Below are 17,607 nucleotides of genomic sequence, written 5' to 3' on the forward strand. Positions count from 1 at the left end.
AAGGGGATCACCCTTTCGGGTGTGGAAGGAACGTTCACGCCGCCGGGGTCAGTTCGCACCACACGAACTTGCCGTGGCTGTTGGGGCGTTGGGTTGCCGAGCCGAGGTGGTACCAGCCCCAGTTGTCGGCGCACTCCTCGATGAGGGTGAGGCCTCGGCCGGATTCGAGGGAGGGGGTGGGGGCGATGGTGAGCGGTGTCAGGGCCGGTGGGGTGGGGTCCGTGTCCCATACGCCGATGCGGAGGGTCGGGGCCGACCAGCGGAGCCTTATGGCTGCCGGGCCCTTGGTGTGTCGTACGGCGTTGGCGACCAGTTCGCAGGCGAGGAGTTCGGCGGCTTCGATGAGGTGGGGGAGGCCGTGCAGGGTGAGGATCAGGCGGAGGGTGCGGCGGGCGATGGTGACGGCTCGGGGGTCGTTGGGGATGGAGAGGGAGTAGGTCCAGGGTTCGGTGGGGTGGGTGAGGTCGTCGGGGGATTCTCCGGTTTCGGGCATGCGTGACTCCTGTGGGGTGGAAGGGAGTTGGGCTGCGCTGTGGGCGCGGGCGGTGGCATTGCCGCGCCCGTCCTGGCAGGGCGGTGCGGTGCGCTTCCGGGGTGTCCCGGCGTTCCGCAGCGTGTGCGTCGCGTCACTGAAGGTAGGGGGAAATATTTAGCCCTGGCGAGTCGTTCGCGTAATCTTGCACCCGATCGGGGCGGCCCAACCCCGCGCCGAAGGTGTGCTGTTGCGGAAGTGAGAGTCGTATGCCGGCGAGGATTCAGCCGACCGTTCGCCAGATTCGTCTCGGCGCTGAGCTGCGCAAACTGAGGGAGGCGGCAGGTCTAACTTCTCGGGACGCGGCAGGTTTGCTGGGGGTCAAGCCGGCGCAGATGAGCCAGTTCGAGGCGGGGAATGCCGGGATCAACGAGGAACGTGTACGGCGGTTGACGGCTCACTATGCCTGCACGGATGCCGAGTTGATCGAGGCGTTGGTGGAGATGGCGACCGACCGTACCGGGGGGTGGTGGGAGGACTACCGAGGTGTTCTGCCGCCGGTCTTCATGGATCTGGCGGAGCTGGAGCATCACGCGACGTTCATCGAGGAGATCTCGACCGCGCACATTCCGGGCCTGTTTCAGACGGAGGAGTATGCGCGGGCCGTGTTCGCCTTTTGGCGCCCAGAGCTGCCGGAGAGCGAGTTGCGACCGAGGGTCGAGCACCGGATGCGCCGCAAGGTGGTCCTTGAGAGATGTCCGTACGAGGTCGTGCTGCACGAGCCTGTGCTGCGTACGCGTGTCGCCGACCGACGCGTGGCGCGGGCCCAACTCGACTCGCTCCTGGCTCAGTCGGAGATGCCCACGGTGACCGTACGGGTCATCCCGTTCGACGTCGACGGCTTCGCGGGGGCCAGCGCGGAGTTGCTGTACGCGGGTGGCCGGGTCTCGGCGTTGGACACGGCCCAGCGGGACACTCCGCAGGGGGTTGCCTTCATGGATGCGGTGGCGCAACTGCGGTCGATGCGAACGCTCTTTCGTAAAGTTGAGGGGGTGTCCCTCGACCCGGTTCGGTCGCGGGACTACATCCACCGCTTGGCGAAGGAGCTGTAATCGTGACCCAGTGGCAGAAGTCGACCTTCTCCAGCGGGACCGATGGAAGCAACTGCGTTGAACTCGCCGACAGCGGGACCGGAGTGCTCCTCCGCGAGAGCGACGACCCGACTCGAATAGTTCCCGTCGCCCCCAACGCCTTGGCCGCCCTCATCCGGGGCATCCGCCGTTCATGACTCACCAGCCCGCAGAGTTCACCGAGGCACTGGCCGCCGTCCTGCGCGACCTCCGTGCCCAGTGCCCCGTCCAACCCCACGTCCGCGAGGAGGACGACTACCCCGGCGTCATGCTCTTCGCCCCCGATGGCTCAGGGCAGGGCGTGTACGCCGAGGGGGACGAGCGGCGGCCGGCGGTGCTGCTCGCCGAGGTGGCGGATCAGGTGCAGGGGTGGGCGGTGGAGGCGTTGTGGGCGGCGGGGGTGTCGGCGGTTTGGCCGGGGTGCCCGGAGCATCCGGATACGCATCCGTTGACGGCGACAGTCGAGAAGGGCGCGGCGGTGTGGGTGTGCCCTTGGAGCGGGGCGGTCGCTTGTGGTGTGGGTGAGTTGCCCTCGGGAGGGTGAGACGGACGGGGCTCGGCTGGAGTCAGGCGCTGAGCTGCCGGCGAGCGTAGGCGAGGTTGTCGCGGAAGATCAGAGTGGTGGGATGGTCGTGGCCGAGGATCTGCTCGCACTGCCTGAGGGCGGTTACGAGCAGGGGGATTGCTCGGTTCAGGTCTCCGGCTTCCTCGTAGGCGAGTGCGAGGTTGTTGCGGGTGTTCAGGGTGTTGGGATGGGTGTCGCCGAGGGTCTGCTCGCGTTGGGTGAGGGTGGTCTCGTACAGGGAGATTGCTCGGTTCAGGTCTCCGGCCGCGCGGTAGGCGGCTGCGAGGTTGTTGCGGCTGGCCAGGGTGTTGGGGTGGGTGTCGCCGAGGGTCTGTTCGGACTGGGTGAGGGTGGTCTCGTACAGGGGGATTGCCTGGTTCAGGTCTCCGGCCGTCTGGTAGGCGAGTGCGAGGTTGTTGCGGGTGTTCAGGGTGTCGGGGTGGGTGTCGCCGAGGGTCTGCTCGCGTTGGGTGAGGGTGGTCTCGTACAGGGAGATTGCCTGGTTCAGGTCTCCGGCTTCCTCGTAGGCGGCTGCGAGGTTGTTGCGGCTGGCCAGGGTGTCCGGGTGGGTGTCGCCGAGGGTCTGCTCGCGTTGGGTGAGGGTGGTCTCGTACAGGGGGATTGCCTGTTTCAGGTTTCCGGCCGTCTGGTAGGCGGCTGCGAGGTTGTTGCGGGTGTTCAGGGTGTCGGGGTGGGTGTCGCCGAGGGTTTGCTCGGACTGGGTGAGGGTGGTTTTGAGTAGGGGGATTGCCTGTTTCAGGTTTCCGGCCGCCTGGTAGGCGAGTGCGAGGTTGTTGCGGCTGGCCAGGGTGTCCGGGTGGGTGTCGCCGAGAACCTGCTCGTTGTGAGCGAGAACGGCTTGGCGCAGGAGGATGGTATGAGCATCCCGACCTTGCCGACGAAGATACTGGGCGGCCTCGTTGTATGCGGAGCGGGTTTCGTTTGCGTCGGTGTGGTCGAGTTGCACGCTCTCGGCGAGGGCGGTGATGTGGGGGAGTAGCTGTTGCCACTGCTCGGAGGTAGCGCGGTCTTCGGCGCCGGTCGGTATCGCCTTGTGGACGGCTCTCTCTGCGTCGTCGCGGCCTCGGGGTGGAGCACCCCTTGTGCTCAGGACGGTTTGTACGAGTCGGTGGATGCTGACGGTCCGTTTGGTGATGAAGGCGACCATGTTGTACGTGTGCAACACACCCAGTGCGTTGGCCAGGGCGATCGGGGTTGGGGCCAGGGGAGCCAGGAGGCTGCGGGGGATGTCGTCCGGGGCCAGCCAGGCCATGGCGTTCAGGAGGGTCACCGCCAGCGGGTCGCGGTCGGCGATGGCGGCGATCGTGTGGTCCCAGATGACGGCGATGGTGCGTTCTGGGTCGATGCCCTCGGCGGACTCGTTCAGATACAGGCCCAGCGACTCGCGATAGGTGTCCAGGTCGGTGCCGGTCTGGAAGGCGTAGGCGCCAGCCTGTTCCAGGGCCAGAGGTAGACAGCCCAGGTCCCTGGCGAGTGCCCGTGCCGCATAGCGGTCCCGGTCGGTGGCTGTGTCGTTCGGGAACGCGAGGGTGCACAGCAGGTCCGTGGCCTTGTCCAACGGCAGGAGGCCCAGGGACATGACCGGGGCCAGCGCGTGCCAACCCGTGGCCTTGCGGCTCGTCGCCAGGTGATGGCCACGGTGGAGAGTGCCCAGGTACGGCTGGAGGTGGGCCGGGTTCTCGATGTTGTCGAAGATCAGGAGCCAGTCGGGGTGTTCCTGGAGCCACAGGATCGACCAGGCTGCCCGTTCGTCCGGTCCGGCACTTCCCGCCCACTGCGGGCAGAGCGACATGGCCAGCCCCGACAGGCTCTTTACGATCGACTCGGCGGACTCGGCGGTGATCCACCACACCAGCGTGTACTCGCGGCGGTAGCGGTGCGCGTACTGCAGGGCCAGCGTGCTCTTGCCCACCCCGCCCAGGCCATGGATCGCGCGGACCGGCGCCTGGGTCACCGCTGCCGTGCCCTGGCCGGTCAACATCCGCCGTAGATCGGTGAGTTCGTCCTCGCGGCCTACGAAGACACCCGATGCCGATCCCGACAAGTAACCGGCCCCCGCCGGAGCTTGGACCGTTCGCGCCCAATGCACCGCTTCCGGAGGCAGCAGCACCACACGTGTGTTGTCGCCGCTGATCGCCACGCCGATGGAGCCGCCCGCAGCCATCGCGCGGTCGCCGGAGGCCGATACCTCCGGGGGCTGCTCGCCGATCACGGTCGTGGTACGTCGTGGCCGTCGCCGGTGATCGCGACGCCGATGTTGCCGCCGGCCGCGATTGAGCGCGTGCCCGACGCCGTGACCGTCACGGCTCCCCCACCGCCGGGCGGCAACAGGCCCGCCAGCTCGCGCAGCAGTTCCGCGTCCTCACGCAACGCCCGCTTGATCTGCTGGCGCAGGGCCGCCGACGCGTCCTCGTCCGACGGTTCCTCCGCCGCGTCCGCCACCGCGGATTCCAGCTCCGCCCGCCCCTGCTCGTCCCGGCGGTGCCACACCGCCTGGAGCATCCGGCGGCCGACGTTCGCCGTGGCCTCCACCGCCGCGCTCTCCGCTCGCGTCAGCACGCCGGTGCCGTACGCGACCACGGCCGCCGTCAGGTACGGGCCCGCCTGGCCCACCATCTGAACGATCTCCGTGCTCATCCCCAGCCCCTTCCCCCGGTTCCGGCCCGTCGCCAACACAGCGTAGGGATACGCCACTTCCCGTAGGTCGGAAACGCCGGATCAGCACATATCGGTTCCGGCGGTCAGCGCTTCAGGGCCCGGTACCGCTTCAGCAGCGCCGACAGCTTCTCCGGGTCCTTCCCGCCGTTCAACTCCCTCAGGAGGTCGTCGGGGCAGAGTTCGTACAGGTCCCCCCACCAACCCCGGCGCCGGTTGTCGTAGATGCGATAGCCGCCGGGGACGCCTCGGGCGACGTAGCGTCGCTTGCTCACCAGGTACTCACCAGGTAGTCACCAGGTACTCACCAAGGGTCGTCCTCCGTCGGGGGATTCAACGCCTCCTCTTCCAGGAGGCGTTCGGCGATGTCGTCGGCCCAGGCCTGGGCCCACCGGCGGAGTGACATGGTGGCCCGGTCGTCGAGGCCGTGGCGAGTGAATTCCCTGTCGGCGAGCCACTCGATGCCCTCCAGACGGGACTGGAGGTCGGCGAGGTCGAAGCCGGCGGAGGTGTGGCGGCGGGCCAGTTCCTCCAGTTCGGGGAGGGTCCAGCGGTCGGCGGCGGCGTGGACCGCGATGAGGTCCCGGGGGGGCGCCTCGGTCGGCCAGGGCGCGGACCTTGGTGCCGACCACGTCTTCGAGGGAGAGGGTCGGGCCCAGGGACGTCTCGACCGGGGGGCGCCACAGGGTCTCCTTGAGGATGTCGAGGGTGCGTTCCTCGGCCGTGGTCGGGTCGGTGACGCGGAGGCGGGCGGAGAGGGGATCGGTCTCCACCTCCTCCAGCAGCCAGCCTCGCTCCGCCAGGCCTGTCCGGACCGTGGCGGCGATCTGATCCATGGGGGCCGGGTGCTCCGTCGCCACCTCCAGGTACCGGCCGGGCGGTCTTCCCTCGGTCAGGCCGTGTGCCCGTACCGCGTGGTCGCCGGTCAGGGCCAAGGCGTAGGGGGCGCCGATGGTCAGGATGTCGGTGAGGAGGTGGTGGACCGGATCCGGCTCGGGGAGGCCGAGGTCGAGGCCGTTCACGTGGTGGCCTGTGGGGTGGTCCGTGGGGTGGGCTGTGGCGTTGCCTGTGGGGTGGTCGTGGCGGGTGAGGGTGGGGCCATGGGGGGATTATCACGGCCCCGGCCCCCGTCACCCGGTCAGTGCGGCCGTCGGCCCACCCGGTTGCCCGGGAAACCGGGGCGGCGAGGGCTTGGGGCGATGCACGAAGCGCCCGTGACTCCAGGGGAGTTCACGGGCGCTCGTCGGCGCTGGGGTCAGCCGGAGAAGGGGACGGCGTCGGCGGGGTTCGCGTGCCAGTTGGTGGCGATGGGCTGGTCGACCGTGACCATGCGGGGGAGGCGGAGGGTGACGAAGTTGTCCTCGTCGCCCGCGACGGAGAGGTGGATCGCCTCGAACTGCCTGCCGTTGTTGTTGTTCGTGGTCTTGGGGTTGATGCCGGCGTAGGCGGCGGTGGAGCCGGAGAGCTTGATGGTTTCGCTGACGCTGTCCTCGGCGGGCGAGAGCTCGGTGTCGGCGGCGGATCCGAAGGACCCGGAGGGGAAGACGCCCTCCAGGTAGCAGGTGATGCCGGGCAGGGCCTTGGCGGTGACGAGGAGGTAGCCGCCCGCCTGCGTCTTCTCGCTGACCTTGAAGGTCAGGTCGTTGGTGCCGCAGGCCTGTCCGACGTCCTTGCCGCTGTCCGCGGTGGCTGTCGTGGCCGCGGTGGCGGTGAGGGTCACCGCCGCGACTGCGGCCAGGGCGAGGCGGGCGGAGCGGGCCAGAAGACGCGAACGCATTGAAATCTCCATGGTGCGGAAGTGGGTCGTCCAGCGGGTTGCTTGGACCACCTCAGCTTGTTCCGCGATCTGTCCCACCCGCCACAAAAGGCGGCCACTACGGGACGCTGGAACGCCGGAACGGGCGCTGACCAGCACAGACGCTGACGGTCTGGAACGTTCAGCGGGACGGGGGAGCCGTGAGGCCATCCGTCTCGATGGCTTCATGGCGGCCTCAGTGGCCTCACGGCTCCCAGCGCCTACCACAGCCGTTTCACAGTCAGCTGTCCCCTTGGGTCAGGGACGCCTGCCGTTCACCTTCCGCACTTCTCAAGTTCAGTTAAGGAAAGGCAAAGCAAGCTCAAAGCTTGGCCCGCGATCGTCCATTGTCATGGACCAGACCCTTCTCGTGGTCGCCGATCTGGCTGCCATCTCCGTGCTGACCTTCGCGGTCTACTTCCCGCGCCACCACCGCCGGGACCTCATCGCCGCCTTCCTCGGCGTCAACGTCGGTGTCCTCGCGGTGGCGATGACGCTCAGCTCCTCGTCGGTGGGCATCGGCCTCGGAATGGGGCTGTTCGGCGTCCTGTCGATCATCCGGCTGCGCTCCAACGAGATCGCCCAGCACGAGATCGCGTACTACTTCTCCGCGCTCGCCCTCGGCCTGCTGGCCGGGCTGCCGGAGGAGGTGAACATCCTGTCGGCCCTGCTCATGGCGCTGATCGTCGCCACGATGTACGTCGGCGACCACCCGAAGCTGTTCGGCCGCTACCGGCAGCGCAGCCTGCGCCTCGACGCCGCCTACACGGATGAGGACGCCCTGCGCGCGCACCTCGAAGTGCTGCTGGGCGGGCGGGTGGTGAACCTGTCCGTGCAGAGCGTCGACATGGTCAACGACATGACCCTGGTCGACGTCCGGTACGTCGTCACCGGCGAGGGATCGCGGGCGCCGCAGGAGGCGGGCCACCGGGTCGAGCAGGGGCAGGCACGAGGGCAAGGGGTCCGGGCATGACGGCCGCGCGTGGCGGTCGGCTTCGCCGGGGCTTCGATGCCGAGCACCCGGCGCCGGCCCTCGACTCCGTCGCGCCCGTCGTCGGGGCGCTGCGCCCCATCGGCCTCGACGAACTCGTCGACCGGGCCGAACTGCTGACCCGCATGGACCGCAAGTACATGCTGCCCCTCACCGACCTTCCCCTCGTGGTCGGCGGGCTCGACGGTGGAGGCACATCCCGCACCTCCCGGTCGAGCGGAGCAGAGACCGGGGGAGTACGAGTCCTGGAGGTCGACGGCGAGCGGCAGTTCGCGTACCGGTCCGTGTACTTCGACACCCCGGACATGGACGGCTACCTGGGCGCCGCCCACCGCCGACGGCGCCGCTTCAAGCTGCGGATACGGACGTACATGGCGTCCGGCCAGCACTTCCTGGAGGTCAAGACGCGCGGCCCGCGCGGCACCACCGTCAAGCAGCGCGTCCCGTACGACGGGGAGCTGGGGCGGCTGGGGCCCGAGGCCCGGGCGTACGCCGACGAGGTGCTCGGTGCGGCGGGCATCGACGCACGCGGCTTCCGGCTGGTGCCGGCGCTCACCACCCGCTACCGCCGGACCACGCTGTTCCTGCCGGACAGCGGCAGCCGGGTCACCGTCGACACCGACCTGACCTGGGCGCTTCCCGACGGCACCGAACTGCGCACCCCCGAGCGGACCATCGTCGAGACCAAGGCCGGGCGCGCGGGATCCTGCGCCGACCGGCTGCTGTGGTCGCTCAAGCACCGGCCCTGCCCGGTCTCCAAGTACGGCACCGGGCTCGCCGCGCTGCGGCCCGACCTGCCCGCCAACCGCTGGTTGCCCGTTCTGCGGCGCCACTTTCCCATCGCACCGGCACTGAACGGGAGTTCAGCATGAACATCACGGCCAGGACGAGAACCGCACGACGACTTCGTACCCGTATGACTGCCTTCCGTGTGAAGACCTTCCGTACGAAGGGCTTCCGTGCGAAGGGCTTCCGTACGAAGGCCGCCGGCGCCCTCGCCTCCCTCGTCCTCGCGACCGCCGCGCTGGCCGGGTGCTCCTCCGGCAGCGACTCCGGCTCCGCGTCGTCCGACGCGTCGTCGAGCGCGAGCGCGGCCGCGGCCGCGTCGGTGGACGGGACGCGGGACGCGGCCGCCGTCCTCGCCGACAACGAGGAGACGCACGCCGAGGAAGGCGACACGGAGTACGACGAGTCCGACGCCGTGGACATCGAGTTGAAGGGCGACTCGGCCTCCGCCGATGGCAAGGGCGTGGACGTCGACGGGTCCACCGTCACCATCACCTCCAGCGGGACGTACCGGCTCAGCGGCTCCCTCGACGACGGGCAGATCGTCATCACGGCCCCCGAGGCGACGGTCAAGCTGGTCCTCGACGGCGTCGACATCTCCAGCTCCTCCGGGTCCGCGATCGCCGCGACCGAGGCGGAGCGGCTCGTGGTCGTGCTCGCGGACGGCAGCGAGAACAAGCTGAGCGACACCGACTCCTACGCCGACGACGCCGAGGCCGACGCCGCCCTCTACAGCGCGGGCGACCTGACGATCGGCGGCAGCGGCTCGCTCACGGTGCGGGGGAACGGCAACGACGCGATCGCCGGCAAGGACGGACTGGTCGTCGAGGGCGGGAACATCACCGTCGAGGCCGCCGACGACGGCATCCGCGGCAAGGACTATCTGGTGGTGAGCGGCGGTACGGTCACCGTCACGGCCAAGGGCGACGGGCTCAAGTCCGCCAACGCGGACGAGGAGGATGCCGGGTACATCGTCGTCGACGGCGGGACGGTCGAGGTCACCGCGAGCGGGGACGCCGTGGACGCCGCCACCGATCTCGTCGTCACCGGCGGCAAGCTGACCGTGAAGAGCGAGGCCTCCGACGACACCTCCGCACACGGGCTGAAGTCCGGTGTGATCATGGTGTTGGAGGGCGGCACGGTCGACGTCTCGGCCTCCGCCGACGCCCTGCACGGCGACGCGGCCGTCCACCTCAACGGCGCCGCCGTCACCCTCGCGGCCGGCGACGACGGCATCCATGCCGAGGGCGACCTGGTCATCAGCGAGGGCACCCTGAAGATCACCGGCTCGAACGAGGGCCTGGAGGGCAAGAACATCCTGGTCCGCGGCGGTACGTCGACCGTCACCTCCGACGACGACGGCGTCAACGCCTCCGGCAGCGAGGCGACGTCCGAGGAGGAGCAGGGCGGACAGGGCGGCGGTCCCGGTGGCGGTGGCGGCGGCGAGAACGTCGGCGACTACTCCGCCAAGGTCACCGGCGGCACCCTGATCCTCGACTCCCAGGGCGACGGCTTCGACTCCAACGGCACCGCCGAGATCACCGGCGGCACGATCGTCGTCAACGGGCCCGAGATGGGCGGCAACGGCGCGCTCGACGTCAACGGCAGCTTCACCGTCAGCGGTGGCACGCTCCTCGCCGCCGGCAGCGCGGGCATGGTCGTCGCCCCGGACAGCGAGTCCGCCCAGGGCTGGCTGTCGGCGACGCTGGACGCGTCGGTCGAGGCGGGCACGACCCTGCACATCGTCGACGCGGACGGCGAGGTCGTGGCGTCGTACGTCACCTCGAAGACCATCCAGAACGTCGTCTACTCGGGCGAGTCGATCAAGAGCGGCGAGGAGTACACCGTCTACTCCGGCGGCTCCACCTCCGGCTCCGAGACCGGCGGCCTCGCGGAGTCCGGCAAGCTCGGCTCGGCCGAGGAGATCGCCACGGTCACGGCGGGCGAGGCCCCGGAAGGCGGCGGCTTCGGGGGCGGCGGGCGGGGCAGCAGGCAGTAGCGGACTCCGCCCGGGGCTCTGGTGCAGGACTCCGCCCGGGGCTCTGGTGCCGGACTCCGCCCGGGGCTCTGGTGCCGGACTCCGCCCCGGGCCCTGGAACCGGACTCCCCCGGGGCTCTGGTGCCGGACTCCCCCGGGGCCCTGGAGCCGGACTTCGCCCTGAGCGCTGGCCGGCTACGCGGACGACCCGAAGTTCTGGGTCCAGTAGTTGCCCGGCTGGGCCAGGCCGATGCCGATCTCCTTGAAGCCGCAGTTGAGGATGTTGGCCTTGTGGCCGGGGCTGTTCATCCAGCCGTCCATGACGCTCTCGGGGGTGCCGTACCCTGCGGCGACGTTCTCGCCCGCCGACCTGTAGGCGTACCCGACGCGGGCGAGTCGGTCGGTCATGGACGAGCCGTCGGAGCCGGTGTGGGACATGTTCTGGTGGTCGGCCATGTCCTGGCTGTGGTTCTGCGCGGCCTTGGTGAGCTTGGAGTTCTCGGTCACCGGCGCGCAACCCGCCTTCTGGCGTTCGGAGTTGACCAGAGCCAGCACACGATCCGTGGGCCCGGAGGCCACGCTGCTCGCGGCGGCGCGGGGAGTGGTGGGGGCACGCGTCGCCTTCGGGGTGCTCGGAGGCGAAGTGGTCTTGTCGGGGGTGTCGGGGGTGTCGGCGGTGGGCCTGGCGGTCGGGCTGCCGGACTTCGAGGGAGACGCGCTCGGGCTGGTGCGGGAGCGAGAGGGGCTCGGCGTGCCGGACGGAGAGGCAGAGGTGTCCGCGGCGGAGGGCGTCGCGGACACGGACGGCTTTCGCGACGGTGTCGGGGAAGCCGTATCCGACGTGTCCCCTCCCCACCAGGAGAACGCCACACTGCGCAAGCCTCCGAGTCCGACACCGCTCGCCTGCGCGGCCACGGGAATGCCGATGGCGCCCACAGTCACCACGACGGCGGAGGCGATGGCTATCTTGCGGCGTTTCGAGCGTTTCTTTCCCTGGCGGTGCTTGCTCATCCGTGGCCTCACTCACAAGCGACATCGGCCGGCCCTGGCCCTTGCGAGCCGCCATTATGGGGACGGTCGCGCGCCCCGGGCAACGAACACCCGTACTAACGCCGAGTGGTGGCGAAGAGGCCCCGCCGGGGCGTGTAGGCCCACTGATCCGGCCGTCGACACACGCGAACAGGCCCTCCGGAACAGGCGGAAGGCGTTCTCCCGTAGTCACGGGCGCCGAAATCATCGAGTGGGAAGATCGGTTGAATTGACACTCGTGGCGCCAGATGTCCGATTGGTAGCCAAAAGAAGTTAGTTGTCGTCGAAGAGGAATCGGGCAGTCGGCGATATTCGGGAACAACCCCGGCGTGACGCATGTCACCGCGAAGTGTCGGCCCTGCGACCCCAGGGGCTTCAGGGACTCCAGGGGCAGGGCGTACGGGATCGGTGCAGACTGGAAGTGCGGGGTTTCCCGAGAGAGCGGACCTCTGTACGGACATTCCCCGAGGCCCCGCGGTGATCCAGTCGTGGAGGAATCATGACGGCAGTCACGCGGACGGATGTACCCGTCGAGATCGAGGGCAACGGCGTCGAACTGCGGATGCAGGACATCGGCGGCGACACGGAGGTCGCGTTCGTCCGGCTCCCCAAGGGTGCGGACATGCGGCCGGCCCTCAAGGACGAGACCGACGGCCTGTGCCAGGTCCCCCACTGGGGCTACATGTTCAAGGGCCGGCTGGTGATGCACACGAAGGAGGGCGACAAGACCTACGAGGAGGGCGAGGCCTTCTACTGGCCGCCCGGTCACGCGCCGGAAGCCCTTGAGGACTGCGAGTACGTGGACTTCTCGCCCCGCAAGGAGTTCGAGGAGGTCATCAGCCACCTGAAGTCGAACCTCGGCTGACCGTAGATCAGATTCCGCTACAGACAAGGAAGTTGGGGGGCAACCTTTCCCCGCACGGCGACCACAGATGAGTCGGAACTCCCTTCACGGAGTTCACGGGGGCTCCACACGAACCACGTGTTCCCCCGAACCCCGTAGTTACGTAAGGACTCATCCGTGGCCTCTGCCTCTCCGTGCCCGTCCCACCGCCGGTCCCTCCGAGGGCGCCGGACCCTCGTGGTCTCCGCCGCCGCCGTGGCCGCCGCTGTCGGCGCCGGCGTCCTCGTGATGAACGCCAACGCCTATCCCGTGGACCTGTACCACCAGGTGCTGCCCGCCAAGGACGGCTGGGCGGCGTCCGGTTCCGGTACGACCGGCGGTACGAAGGCCGACGCGGCGCACACCTTCACGGTGTCCACCCGGGCGCAGCTGGTGAAGGCGCTGGGCTCCGCGACCGACACCACGCCCCGGATCATCAAGATCAAGGGCACGATCGACGCCAACACCAACGACTCCGGCAAGAAGCTGACCTGCGCGGACTACGCCTCCGGCACCGGCTACTCACTCTCCGCCTACCTCAAGGCGTTCGACCCGGCGACGTACGGCAAGAAGGTCCCGTCGGGCACCCAGGAGACCGCCCGCAAGGCCGCTCAGGACAAGCAGAAGAAGAACATCGTCTTCAGGGTGCCGTCCAACACGACCATCGTCGGCGTCCCCGGCACCAAGGCCGGCATCCTCGGCGGCAGCGTCCTGGTCCAGAACGTCAAGAACGTCATCGTCCGCAACCTCGCCTTCGCGGACACCCAGGACTGCTTCCCGCAGTGGGACCCGACCGACGGATCGTCCGGCGAGTGGAACTCCAACTACGACTCCGTCACCCTGCGCGGCGTGACCAACGTCTGGGCCGACCACAACACGTTCACCGACGCGCCGACCTTCGACAAGACGGAGGCGACGTACTTCGGCCGCAAGTACCAGGTCCACGACGGCGCCCTCGACATCACCAACGGCTCCGACCTGGTGACCGTCGAGCGCAACCAGTTCCTCAACCACGACAAGACGATGCTGATCGGCTCCAGCGACACCGACAGCACCGGCAAGCTGCGCGTGACGATCCACCACAACATGTGGAAGGGGATCGTGCAGCGGGCACCCCTGGCCCGCATCGGCCAGATCCACCTCTACAACAACGTCTACGACACCACCACGGTCAACGGCTACGCCCCCAAGTACAGCCTCGACTCCCGCGCCAAGGCCCAGGTCGTCGCCGAGCGGAACGTCTGGAAGATCCCCGCCGACGCGAAGGTCGCCAAGCTGCTGAGCGGCGACGGCACGGGCTCGGTCGCCGGCACCGGCAACATCGTCAACGGCAAGGCCACCGACCTCGTCGCCGCGTACAACGCCGCGAACTCGTCGAAGAAGCTCAAGACCACCGTCAACTGGACCCCGGCCCTCACCGCCGGCCTCCAGACCTCGGTCACCAACCTCCTGACCGACCTGACGGGCACGACGGGCGCGGGCACCCTCTCCTGACCGCCCTCGCATGGACGTGACGCCGCCCGACCACCCTTCTCCGGTGGTCGGGCGGCGTCACTGTGGCTATGGTCCTGGTCACCAACAGGTACTGAAGACAGCTCGCCCGGACGTCTTTTGCCGGCCTCGTTGACGCCCACGCCGACCGGAGCACCCGCATTCCCGCATCACGCGAGGCGCATGACGTCGTTCTCAGGCGCCAGGAGCCAGCGGAAATGGTCTACGAGGGGCTCCACCGTGTGAGGATCACGCAGCACCACACCGAGTTCGATGTTGGCGGACAGGGCCCGACCGCGATCACGGATTCGGAGTTTCAGGAGGCCGCGAACCTGGCGCCGGAGCTGTTGCGGCGCTACCTGAGTGGCAAGGATGGCGCTCGGAGCGTGGCCTGGCCGGTGGTGAATTATGGGAACGGACCCCCGGCAGCGAACCCGGTCCGCCGTACGAGGTCCTGGTGCCGCTGACACAGCGGCGGGACTATCCGGGCCGCGTCGCCGACATCCTGGAGACCCTCGCTGTCGTCGAGGCCCGCGCTGCCGGTGCCATCCTGCGGGAGATGCAACTGCCGCCCGCGGACTGGCAGTTGCTGCGGCTGGTCCCACCGGGCCCGTCGGGTACGGCTCCTCTGCTGGACCTGGTGTCGGCCCTCTCCGGCCTGAAGGACCTGCACACCGCCGCCGGCTCCTCCGCGGACTCCCCGCAGGTCGTTCAACCGGCGCAGAAGCCACAGGTGGTGAAGGAACATGTCGCGTCGGTACGGCTGGACCAGACGCGTGTCAGCAGCTACATCATCGCGGCGCACACGCCTTTGCCGGATCCCAGTCCCCGACGAGGGCAGGACGAGGCACGGCAGGCTCGCTCATGACCTGTTCCCGGGCGACGGACAGGGCTTACGGTCCTCCGAGCCCTTCGCCCGTACGGTGTCCCGGATGCTGTTCGCAGGCGTCACCTGCGCACACGCGGTCGCTGAGGAGACGCTCGCCCGTGACTCCCTGGACGGCTTCGGGCGCTACACCGACGCGGGCCTCTCGGCCAACCTCTGCGAGGCGCTGGTGAAGATCGCCGGGGAGGAGCGGCGGTCCTTCTCGCTGGCCTTCGACTGGTCACCCGAGATGCCGATGGAACAGGACTCGCCCCCGGTGTCGCTCACCCCGCTCCACGTGCGGATGCTGGAGGAGGGAGCGAGGGAACTTCGCGAACGGGCGGCTCGCGAGGAGGGCGCCGTCCTGCGCGGGGTGGTCACACGACTGAGCGGGCAGGGCGACCGCCAGGCCACGATCTACGGTTCGCTGCTCCACGAGGACGCGTCTCGGGTGCGCAGCGTTCGTGTGGAACTGCGTCCGGAGGACGTGGACAGGGCCACCGCTGCTCGGCCGCCCGCCGGGCTGCGGGCTTGGGTTCGTCGGGCGAGTCCCCGTGCCGGCCCGGCTGGTTGCAGGAGACGGTGCGGGTGACGATCCGGCCGCCCTCCGTGCGTTCGCGGGTGCGGCGCAGGTAGCCGTGGGTCTCCAGTTCACGCAGGGCGGCGGCGATACGGGCCGGGCTCTCCGGGAAACGGTCGGCGAGGGTCCTGATGTCGGCGCGGGCTCCGGTAGGGAGCGACTGGATGTGGACGGCGAGTCCGATGGCCAGCGCGGACAGCTCCGCGTGCTGGGCAAGATGGTTGCCGACCACCGTGAAACGGGTGGTGTGGCGGGAGTTGTCGTGGATCACGCCGCCCGCGTGGGCGTTCCGGCGGGGGTGGTTTTTGCCTGTGGGACGGGTCTGGGCGTGCGGGTGCACGCTAGGGTTCTGCGTATCCATTGGGAAGGTGCTGCTTCCTCTGTGGTCAGGCCCTCGCACTGGGATTGCCGTCCCGGCGGGGGCCGTCGCATGTCTGCGGTTGTGGCTGCTGCGGTTGTGTGGTGCCGCGCTGAGCGTAGAGCAGCCAACCTGTCCCGAAGCCAGCCGAGTTGGTGATGTTCACTCGCGCGAGTGAGCGGGCGCCGTGGGCGGGAGGGGTGGGGCTTGGTGGGGTTTCTTTCCCCATCGTGTTTCTTTGGGAAGAGCGCCCGAGGCACCGGAGCTCAGGTTCCTGTGCTTCGGTGGGAGGCCGGGCTTTCGAGCTGCCACGACCGTGGCCTCACCGGCCGACGCGAGGGCCCGGCGGTGGCGGCGGAGTACGGCCGACTCACCCAGCAGCAGCGCGTGCGGCCGGTAGTCCGGGCCCCGTAGGGACCGCTCCAGAGCGGGCAGGTAGTTCCAGCGCACCGCGGAGTGCGCGAAGTGGTACAGGTCCCCGTACGGCAGCCAGGTGCCGCGGGCCAGCAAGGAGAGCGGCGCGTTGCGTACAGCCGCAAGCACCGACCGGCCTCCACGGCGACGGGCGTACCGGTGACCGGATCCGGACCGCCGGGCCAGCCGAAAGCGCAGCCAAGATCGCGTCCCCTCTCCGTCCGCCCGGAGCCGGACCAGCACCGTCCGAGGAGACGGACTCGCGGCTCCCGGTCGGCCGTACCCGCATCGGGGGGTGGCTCAGGAGACGGGGTGGTCAGATCTCGGTCGGCTTGATCCCTGCCTCGTGCAACGCCTTCATGTTTTCCCGGCTGAGCTCGGCGAACGCGCCGATGTGGGCCGGCGGGTGAGGTGGGGACGAGGGTGAGCTCCGCCCGCACTGTCTTACGGGAGGACGGGGCCCAGTTCGACGCCCCAACCGTCCGCGAGGGCCTCGACGAGGAGGAGGCCGTGTCCGGACTCGGCGTCGGGGGACGAAGGGGCGGCGGCCGGGGAGGTCGTCACCGCACGTGTCCGTCACTTCGATGCGGAGGGTGTCGCTGCCGGCCAGGAGGACGAGGCGGAAGTCTCGCCCAGGGAGGCGGCCGTGGCGGCGGCGTTCGCGGCGAGTTCGGCGACTAGGTGTGCGGCGGTCTCGGTGACGCCGTGCGGCAGGCCCCGGGTACACAGCCACTCGGTGGAGAGAAGTCGGGCGAGGCGGGTGCCGCGTGGCGTGCGGTGATCCAAGAATCGGCTCACCCGATAGGACCGTGGTTTGCTTCGGTCGGGGCAGGCCGTGTGGTGGAGCTGCCCCGACCGAAGACGCGGGCTGTTGGTCAGGACTAATGGCCGCGTTCGGCCCGGCGCAGGATGTCGCGTTCCCGGCCGGTCTGGGTGTCGCGAGAGTCCTCGTGGTCGATGACGATGGTGTCGTCGGCATCTTGGGCCCGGAGCTGGGCCCCGTAGGTGTCGCTTGCCCTCACCAGAAGAGCGTCCTGCTGTGCCGCGGGCCAGCTCTGGAGCAGATAGGACTCCACGACCTCATCCACCACTGCCGCATCGACAGCCGTGTCCCTGCCACGCGCGTGGACGCGCAGCCGGTACGGACCCGACCCCTGCGATGCCAGCGAGGGCAGGTCCACGGGGTCATCCATGAGAGGAGCCACGAGTACTTCCCCGGAAGGGGATTGCCATGAGATCTCGGCGATCTCTTCCCAGTCCGCAGCGGGCTCGGGCTTCACGGCATGAAGTTCGACGGTCACCTGGACGTTGCCGGTGTGGATCCCGGTCGACACCTCGATCGCTCCGTCGATGGCCGACACGAGCCCGTTATGAGATGCATCGAGGTTGTCGGCCACGGGCCCCTCCGGATCAGAGATCTGGAAGAGGTGATACTCGGCGTGCACCAGAGCGGTTCGGGTGCGGGCTGACTCATTCACGGTGTTGTCTTCCGGTCTCATCCGTCAGGGAGGCCCTCAGCTTGCGCTGACGCGGGATGCGTGGGCGGAGTTTGTGGCGTACGCGTCAGGGAGCTGATCCTGTAACTGCTGCGCCC

Annotated in this window: 18 protein-coding genes and 3 pseudogenes; 9 read left to right on the forward strand and 12 right to left on the reverse strand. The window is 69.2% G+C overall.

Going from position 1 to position 17,607, the window contains the following annotated elements:
* Positions 1–34: 34 nt before the first annotated feature.
* Entirely contained in the window at positions 35–493 is a 459-nt protein-coding gene (locus tag JIX55_RS26540; protein WP_257565769.1) for an ATP-binding protein, read from the reverse strand.
* A gap of 248 nt (positions 494–741) precedes the next feature.
* Between JIX55_RS26540 and JIX55_RS26545 the strand changes: the two genes are divergently transcribed.
* From JIX55_RS26545 to JIX55_RS26555, 3 genes are read left to right on the forward strand one after another with little or no spacing between them, the layout of a single operon-like run.
* Positions 742–1,584 carry a helix-turn-helix domain-containing protein gene (locus JIX55_RS26545; RefSeq protein ID WP_257565770.1) on the forward strand — a complete coding sequence of 281 codons (843 nt, stop codon included), beginning with the start codon at positions 742–744 and terminating at the stop codon, positions 1,582–1,584.
* Positions 1,585–1,586: 2 nt separating this feature from the next.
* Positions 1,587–1,760 carry a DUF397 domain-containing protein gene (locus tag JIX55_RS26550; RefSeq protein ID WP_257565771.1) on the forward strand — a complete coding sequence of 58 codons (174 nt, stop codon included), beginning with the start codon at positions 1,587–1,589 and terminating at the stop codon, positions 1,758–1,760.
* A complete protein-coding gene (locus JIX55_RS26555) occupies positions 1,757–2,146 on the forward strand; it encodes a hypothetical protein (protein ID WP_257565772.1) in 390 nt (129 codons plus the stop codon). Before JIX55_RS26550 ends, JIX55_RS26555 begins: the two co-directional genes overlap by 4 nt.
* A gap of 22 nt (positions 2,147–2,168) precedes the next feature.
* Here the strand turns inward: JIX55_RS26555 and JIX55_RS26560 are convergent, their stop codons facing one another.
* The 5 genes and pseudogenes from JIX55_RS26560 to JIX55_RS26580 form a co-directional block, all read right to left on the reverse strand.
* Entirely contained in the window at positions 2,169–4,400 is a 2,232-nt protein-coding gene (locus tag JIX55_RS26560; protein WP_257565773.1) for a tetratricopeptide repeat protein, read from the reverse strand.
* On the reverse strand, positions 4,397–4,825 hold the full coding sequence (locus tag JIX55_RS26565) for a hypothetical protein (protein ID WP_257565774.1): 429 nt from the start codon (positions 4,823–4,825) through the stop codon (positions 4,397–4,399). Before JIX55_RS26565 ends, JIX55_RS26560 begins: the two co-directional genes overlap by 4 nt.
* Positions 4,826–4,929: 104 nt before the next feature.
* Positions 4,930–5,118: a hypothetical protein gene (locus JIX55_RS26570; RefSeq protein ID WP_257565775.1), complete on the reverse strand. Its 189-nt coding sequence runs from the start codon at positions 5,116–5,118 to the stop codon at positions 4,930–4,932.
* Positions 5,119–5,147: 29 nt separating this feature from the next.
* Positions 5,148–5,865, reverse strand: a pseudogene (locus JIX55_RS26575) (hypothetical protein).
* Positions 5,866–6,098: 233 nt separating this feature from the next.
* Positions 6,099–6,620 carry a DUF4232 domain-containing protein gene (locus JIX55_RS26580; protein WP_257565776.1) on the reverse strand — a complete coding sequence of 174 codons (522 nt, stop codon included), beginning with the start codon at positions 6,618–6,620 and terminating at the stop codon, positions 6,099–6,101.
* Positions 6,621–6,990: 370 nt separating this feature from the next.
* Here JIX55_RS26580 and JIX55_RS26585 point away from each other — a divergent pair, with 370 nt between their 5' ends.
* Genes JIX55_RS26585 through JIX55_RS26595 form a run of 3 tightly spaced genes read left to right on the forward strand, consistent with a single transcriptional unit; the run spans position 6,991 to position 10,414 of the window.
* A complete protein-coding gene (locus JIX55_RS26585; RefSeq protein WP_257565777.1) occupies positions 6,991–7,611 on the forward strand; it encodes a DUF4956 domain-containing protein in 621 nt (206 codons plus the stop codon).
* On the forward strand, positions 7,608–8,501 hold the full coding sequence (locus tag JIX55_RS26590) for a VTC domain-containing protein (RefSeq protein WP_257565778.1): 894 nt from the start codon (positions 7,608–7,610) through the stop codon (positions 8,499–8,501). The genes JIX55_RS26585 and JIX55_RS26590 overlap by 4 nt, the downstream gene beginning before the upstream one ends.
* 44 nt (positions 8,502–8,545) lie before the next feature.
* Positions 8,546–10,414 carry a carbohydrate-binding domain-containing protein gene (locus JIX55_RS26595; protein ID WP_257565779.1) on the forward strand — a complete coding sequence of 623 codons (1,869 nt, stop codon included), beginning with the start codon at positions 8,546–8,548 and terminating at the stop codon, positions 10,412–10,414.
* 174 nt (positions 10,415–10,588) lie between these two features.
* On the opposite strand, the gene JIX55_RS26600 is transcribed toward JIX55_RS26595, so the two are convergent.
* Positions 10,589–11,404, reverse strand: a complete 816-nt coding sequence (locus JIX55_RS26600) for a CAP domain-containing protein (RefSeq protein ID WP_257565780.1) — start codon at positions 11,402–11,404, stop codon at positions 10,589–10,591.
* 517 nt (positions 11,405–11,921) lie between these two features.
* Here JIX55_RS26600 and JIX55_RS26605 point away from each other — a divergent pair.
* The 3 genes from JIX55_RS26605 to JIX55_RS26615 all read left to right on the forward strand — a co-directional run bounded on the left by JIX55_RS26605 (position 11,922) and on the right by JIX55_RS26615 (position 14,664).
* The gene (locus JIX55_RS26605) at positions 11,922–12,287 is read left to right on the forward strand and encodes a hypothetical protein (RefSeq protein WP_257565781.1); all 366 of its coding nucleotides are present in this window, start codon (positions 11,922–11,924) and stop codon (positions 12,285–12,287) included.
* Positions 12,288–12,443: 156 nt separating this feature from the next.
* The gene (locus JIX55_RS26610) at positions 12,444–13,799 is read left to right on the forward strand and encodes a pectate lyase family protein (protein WP_257565782.1); all 1,356 of its coding nucleotides are present in this window, start codon (positions 12,444–12,446) and stop codon (positions 13,797–13,799) included.
* A gap of 454 nt (positions 13,800–14,253) precedes the next feature.
* Positions 14,254–14,664, forward strand: a complete 411-nt coding sequence (locus tag JIX55_RS26615; RefSeq protein WP_257565783.1) for a hypothetical protein — start codon at positions 14,254–14,256, stop codon at positions 14,662–14,664.
* A 144-nt stretch (positions 14,665–14,808) separates the two neighbouring features.
* Here JIX55_RS26615 and JIX55_RS51510 read toward each other — a convergent pair whose 3' ends face one another.
* The 5 genes and pseudogenes from JIX55_RS51510 to JIX55_RS26640 form a co-directional block, all read right to left on the reverse strand.
* A complete protein-coding gene (locus JIX55_RS51510) occupies positions 14,809–14,949 on the reverse strand; it encodes a hypothetical protein (RefSeq protein WP_443046529.1) in 141 nt (46 codons plus the stop codon).
* A 152-nt stretch (positions 14,950–15,101) separates the two neighbouring features.
* Positions 15,102–15,602 (reverse strand): annotated as a pseudogene (locus JIX55_RS26625) (helix-turn-helix domain-containing protein); the annotation flags it as partial.
* A gap of 159 nt (positions 15,603–15,761) precedes the next feature.
* The gene (locus JIX55_RS26630) at positions 15,762–16,142 is read right to left on the reverse strand and encodes a hypothetical protein (protein ID WP_257569737.1); all 381 of its coding nucleotides are present in this window, start codon (positions 16,140–16,142) and stop codon (positions 15,762–15,764) included.
* A 287-nt stretch (positions 16,143–16,429) separates the two neighbouring features.
* Positions 16,430–16,811: pseudogene (locus JIX55_RS26635) on the reverse strand (ATP-binding protein); the annotation flags it as partial.
* Positions 16,812–16,894: 83 nt separating this feature from the next.
* Positions 16,895–17,410: a hypothetical protein gene (locus tag JIX55_RS26640; protein WP_257565784.1), complete on the reverse strand. Its 516-nt coding sequence runs from the start codon at positions 17,408–17,410 to the stop codon at positions 16,895–16,897.
* Positions 17,411–17,607: the final 197 nt, after the last annotated feature.

It is taken from the genome of Streptomyces sp. DSM 40750, from assembly GCF_024612035.1.
Taxonomy (GTDB): Bacteria; Actinomycetota; Actinomycetes; order Streptomycetales; family Streptomycetaceae; genus Streptomyces.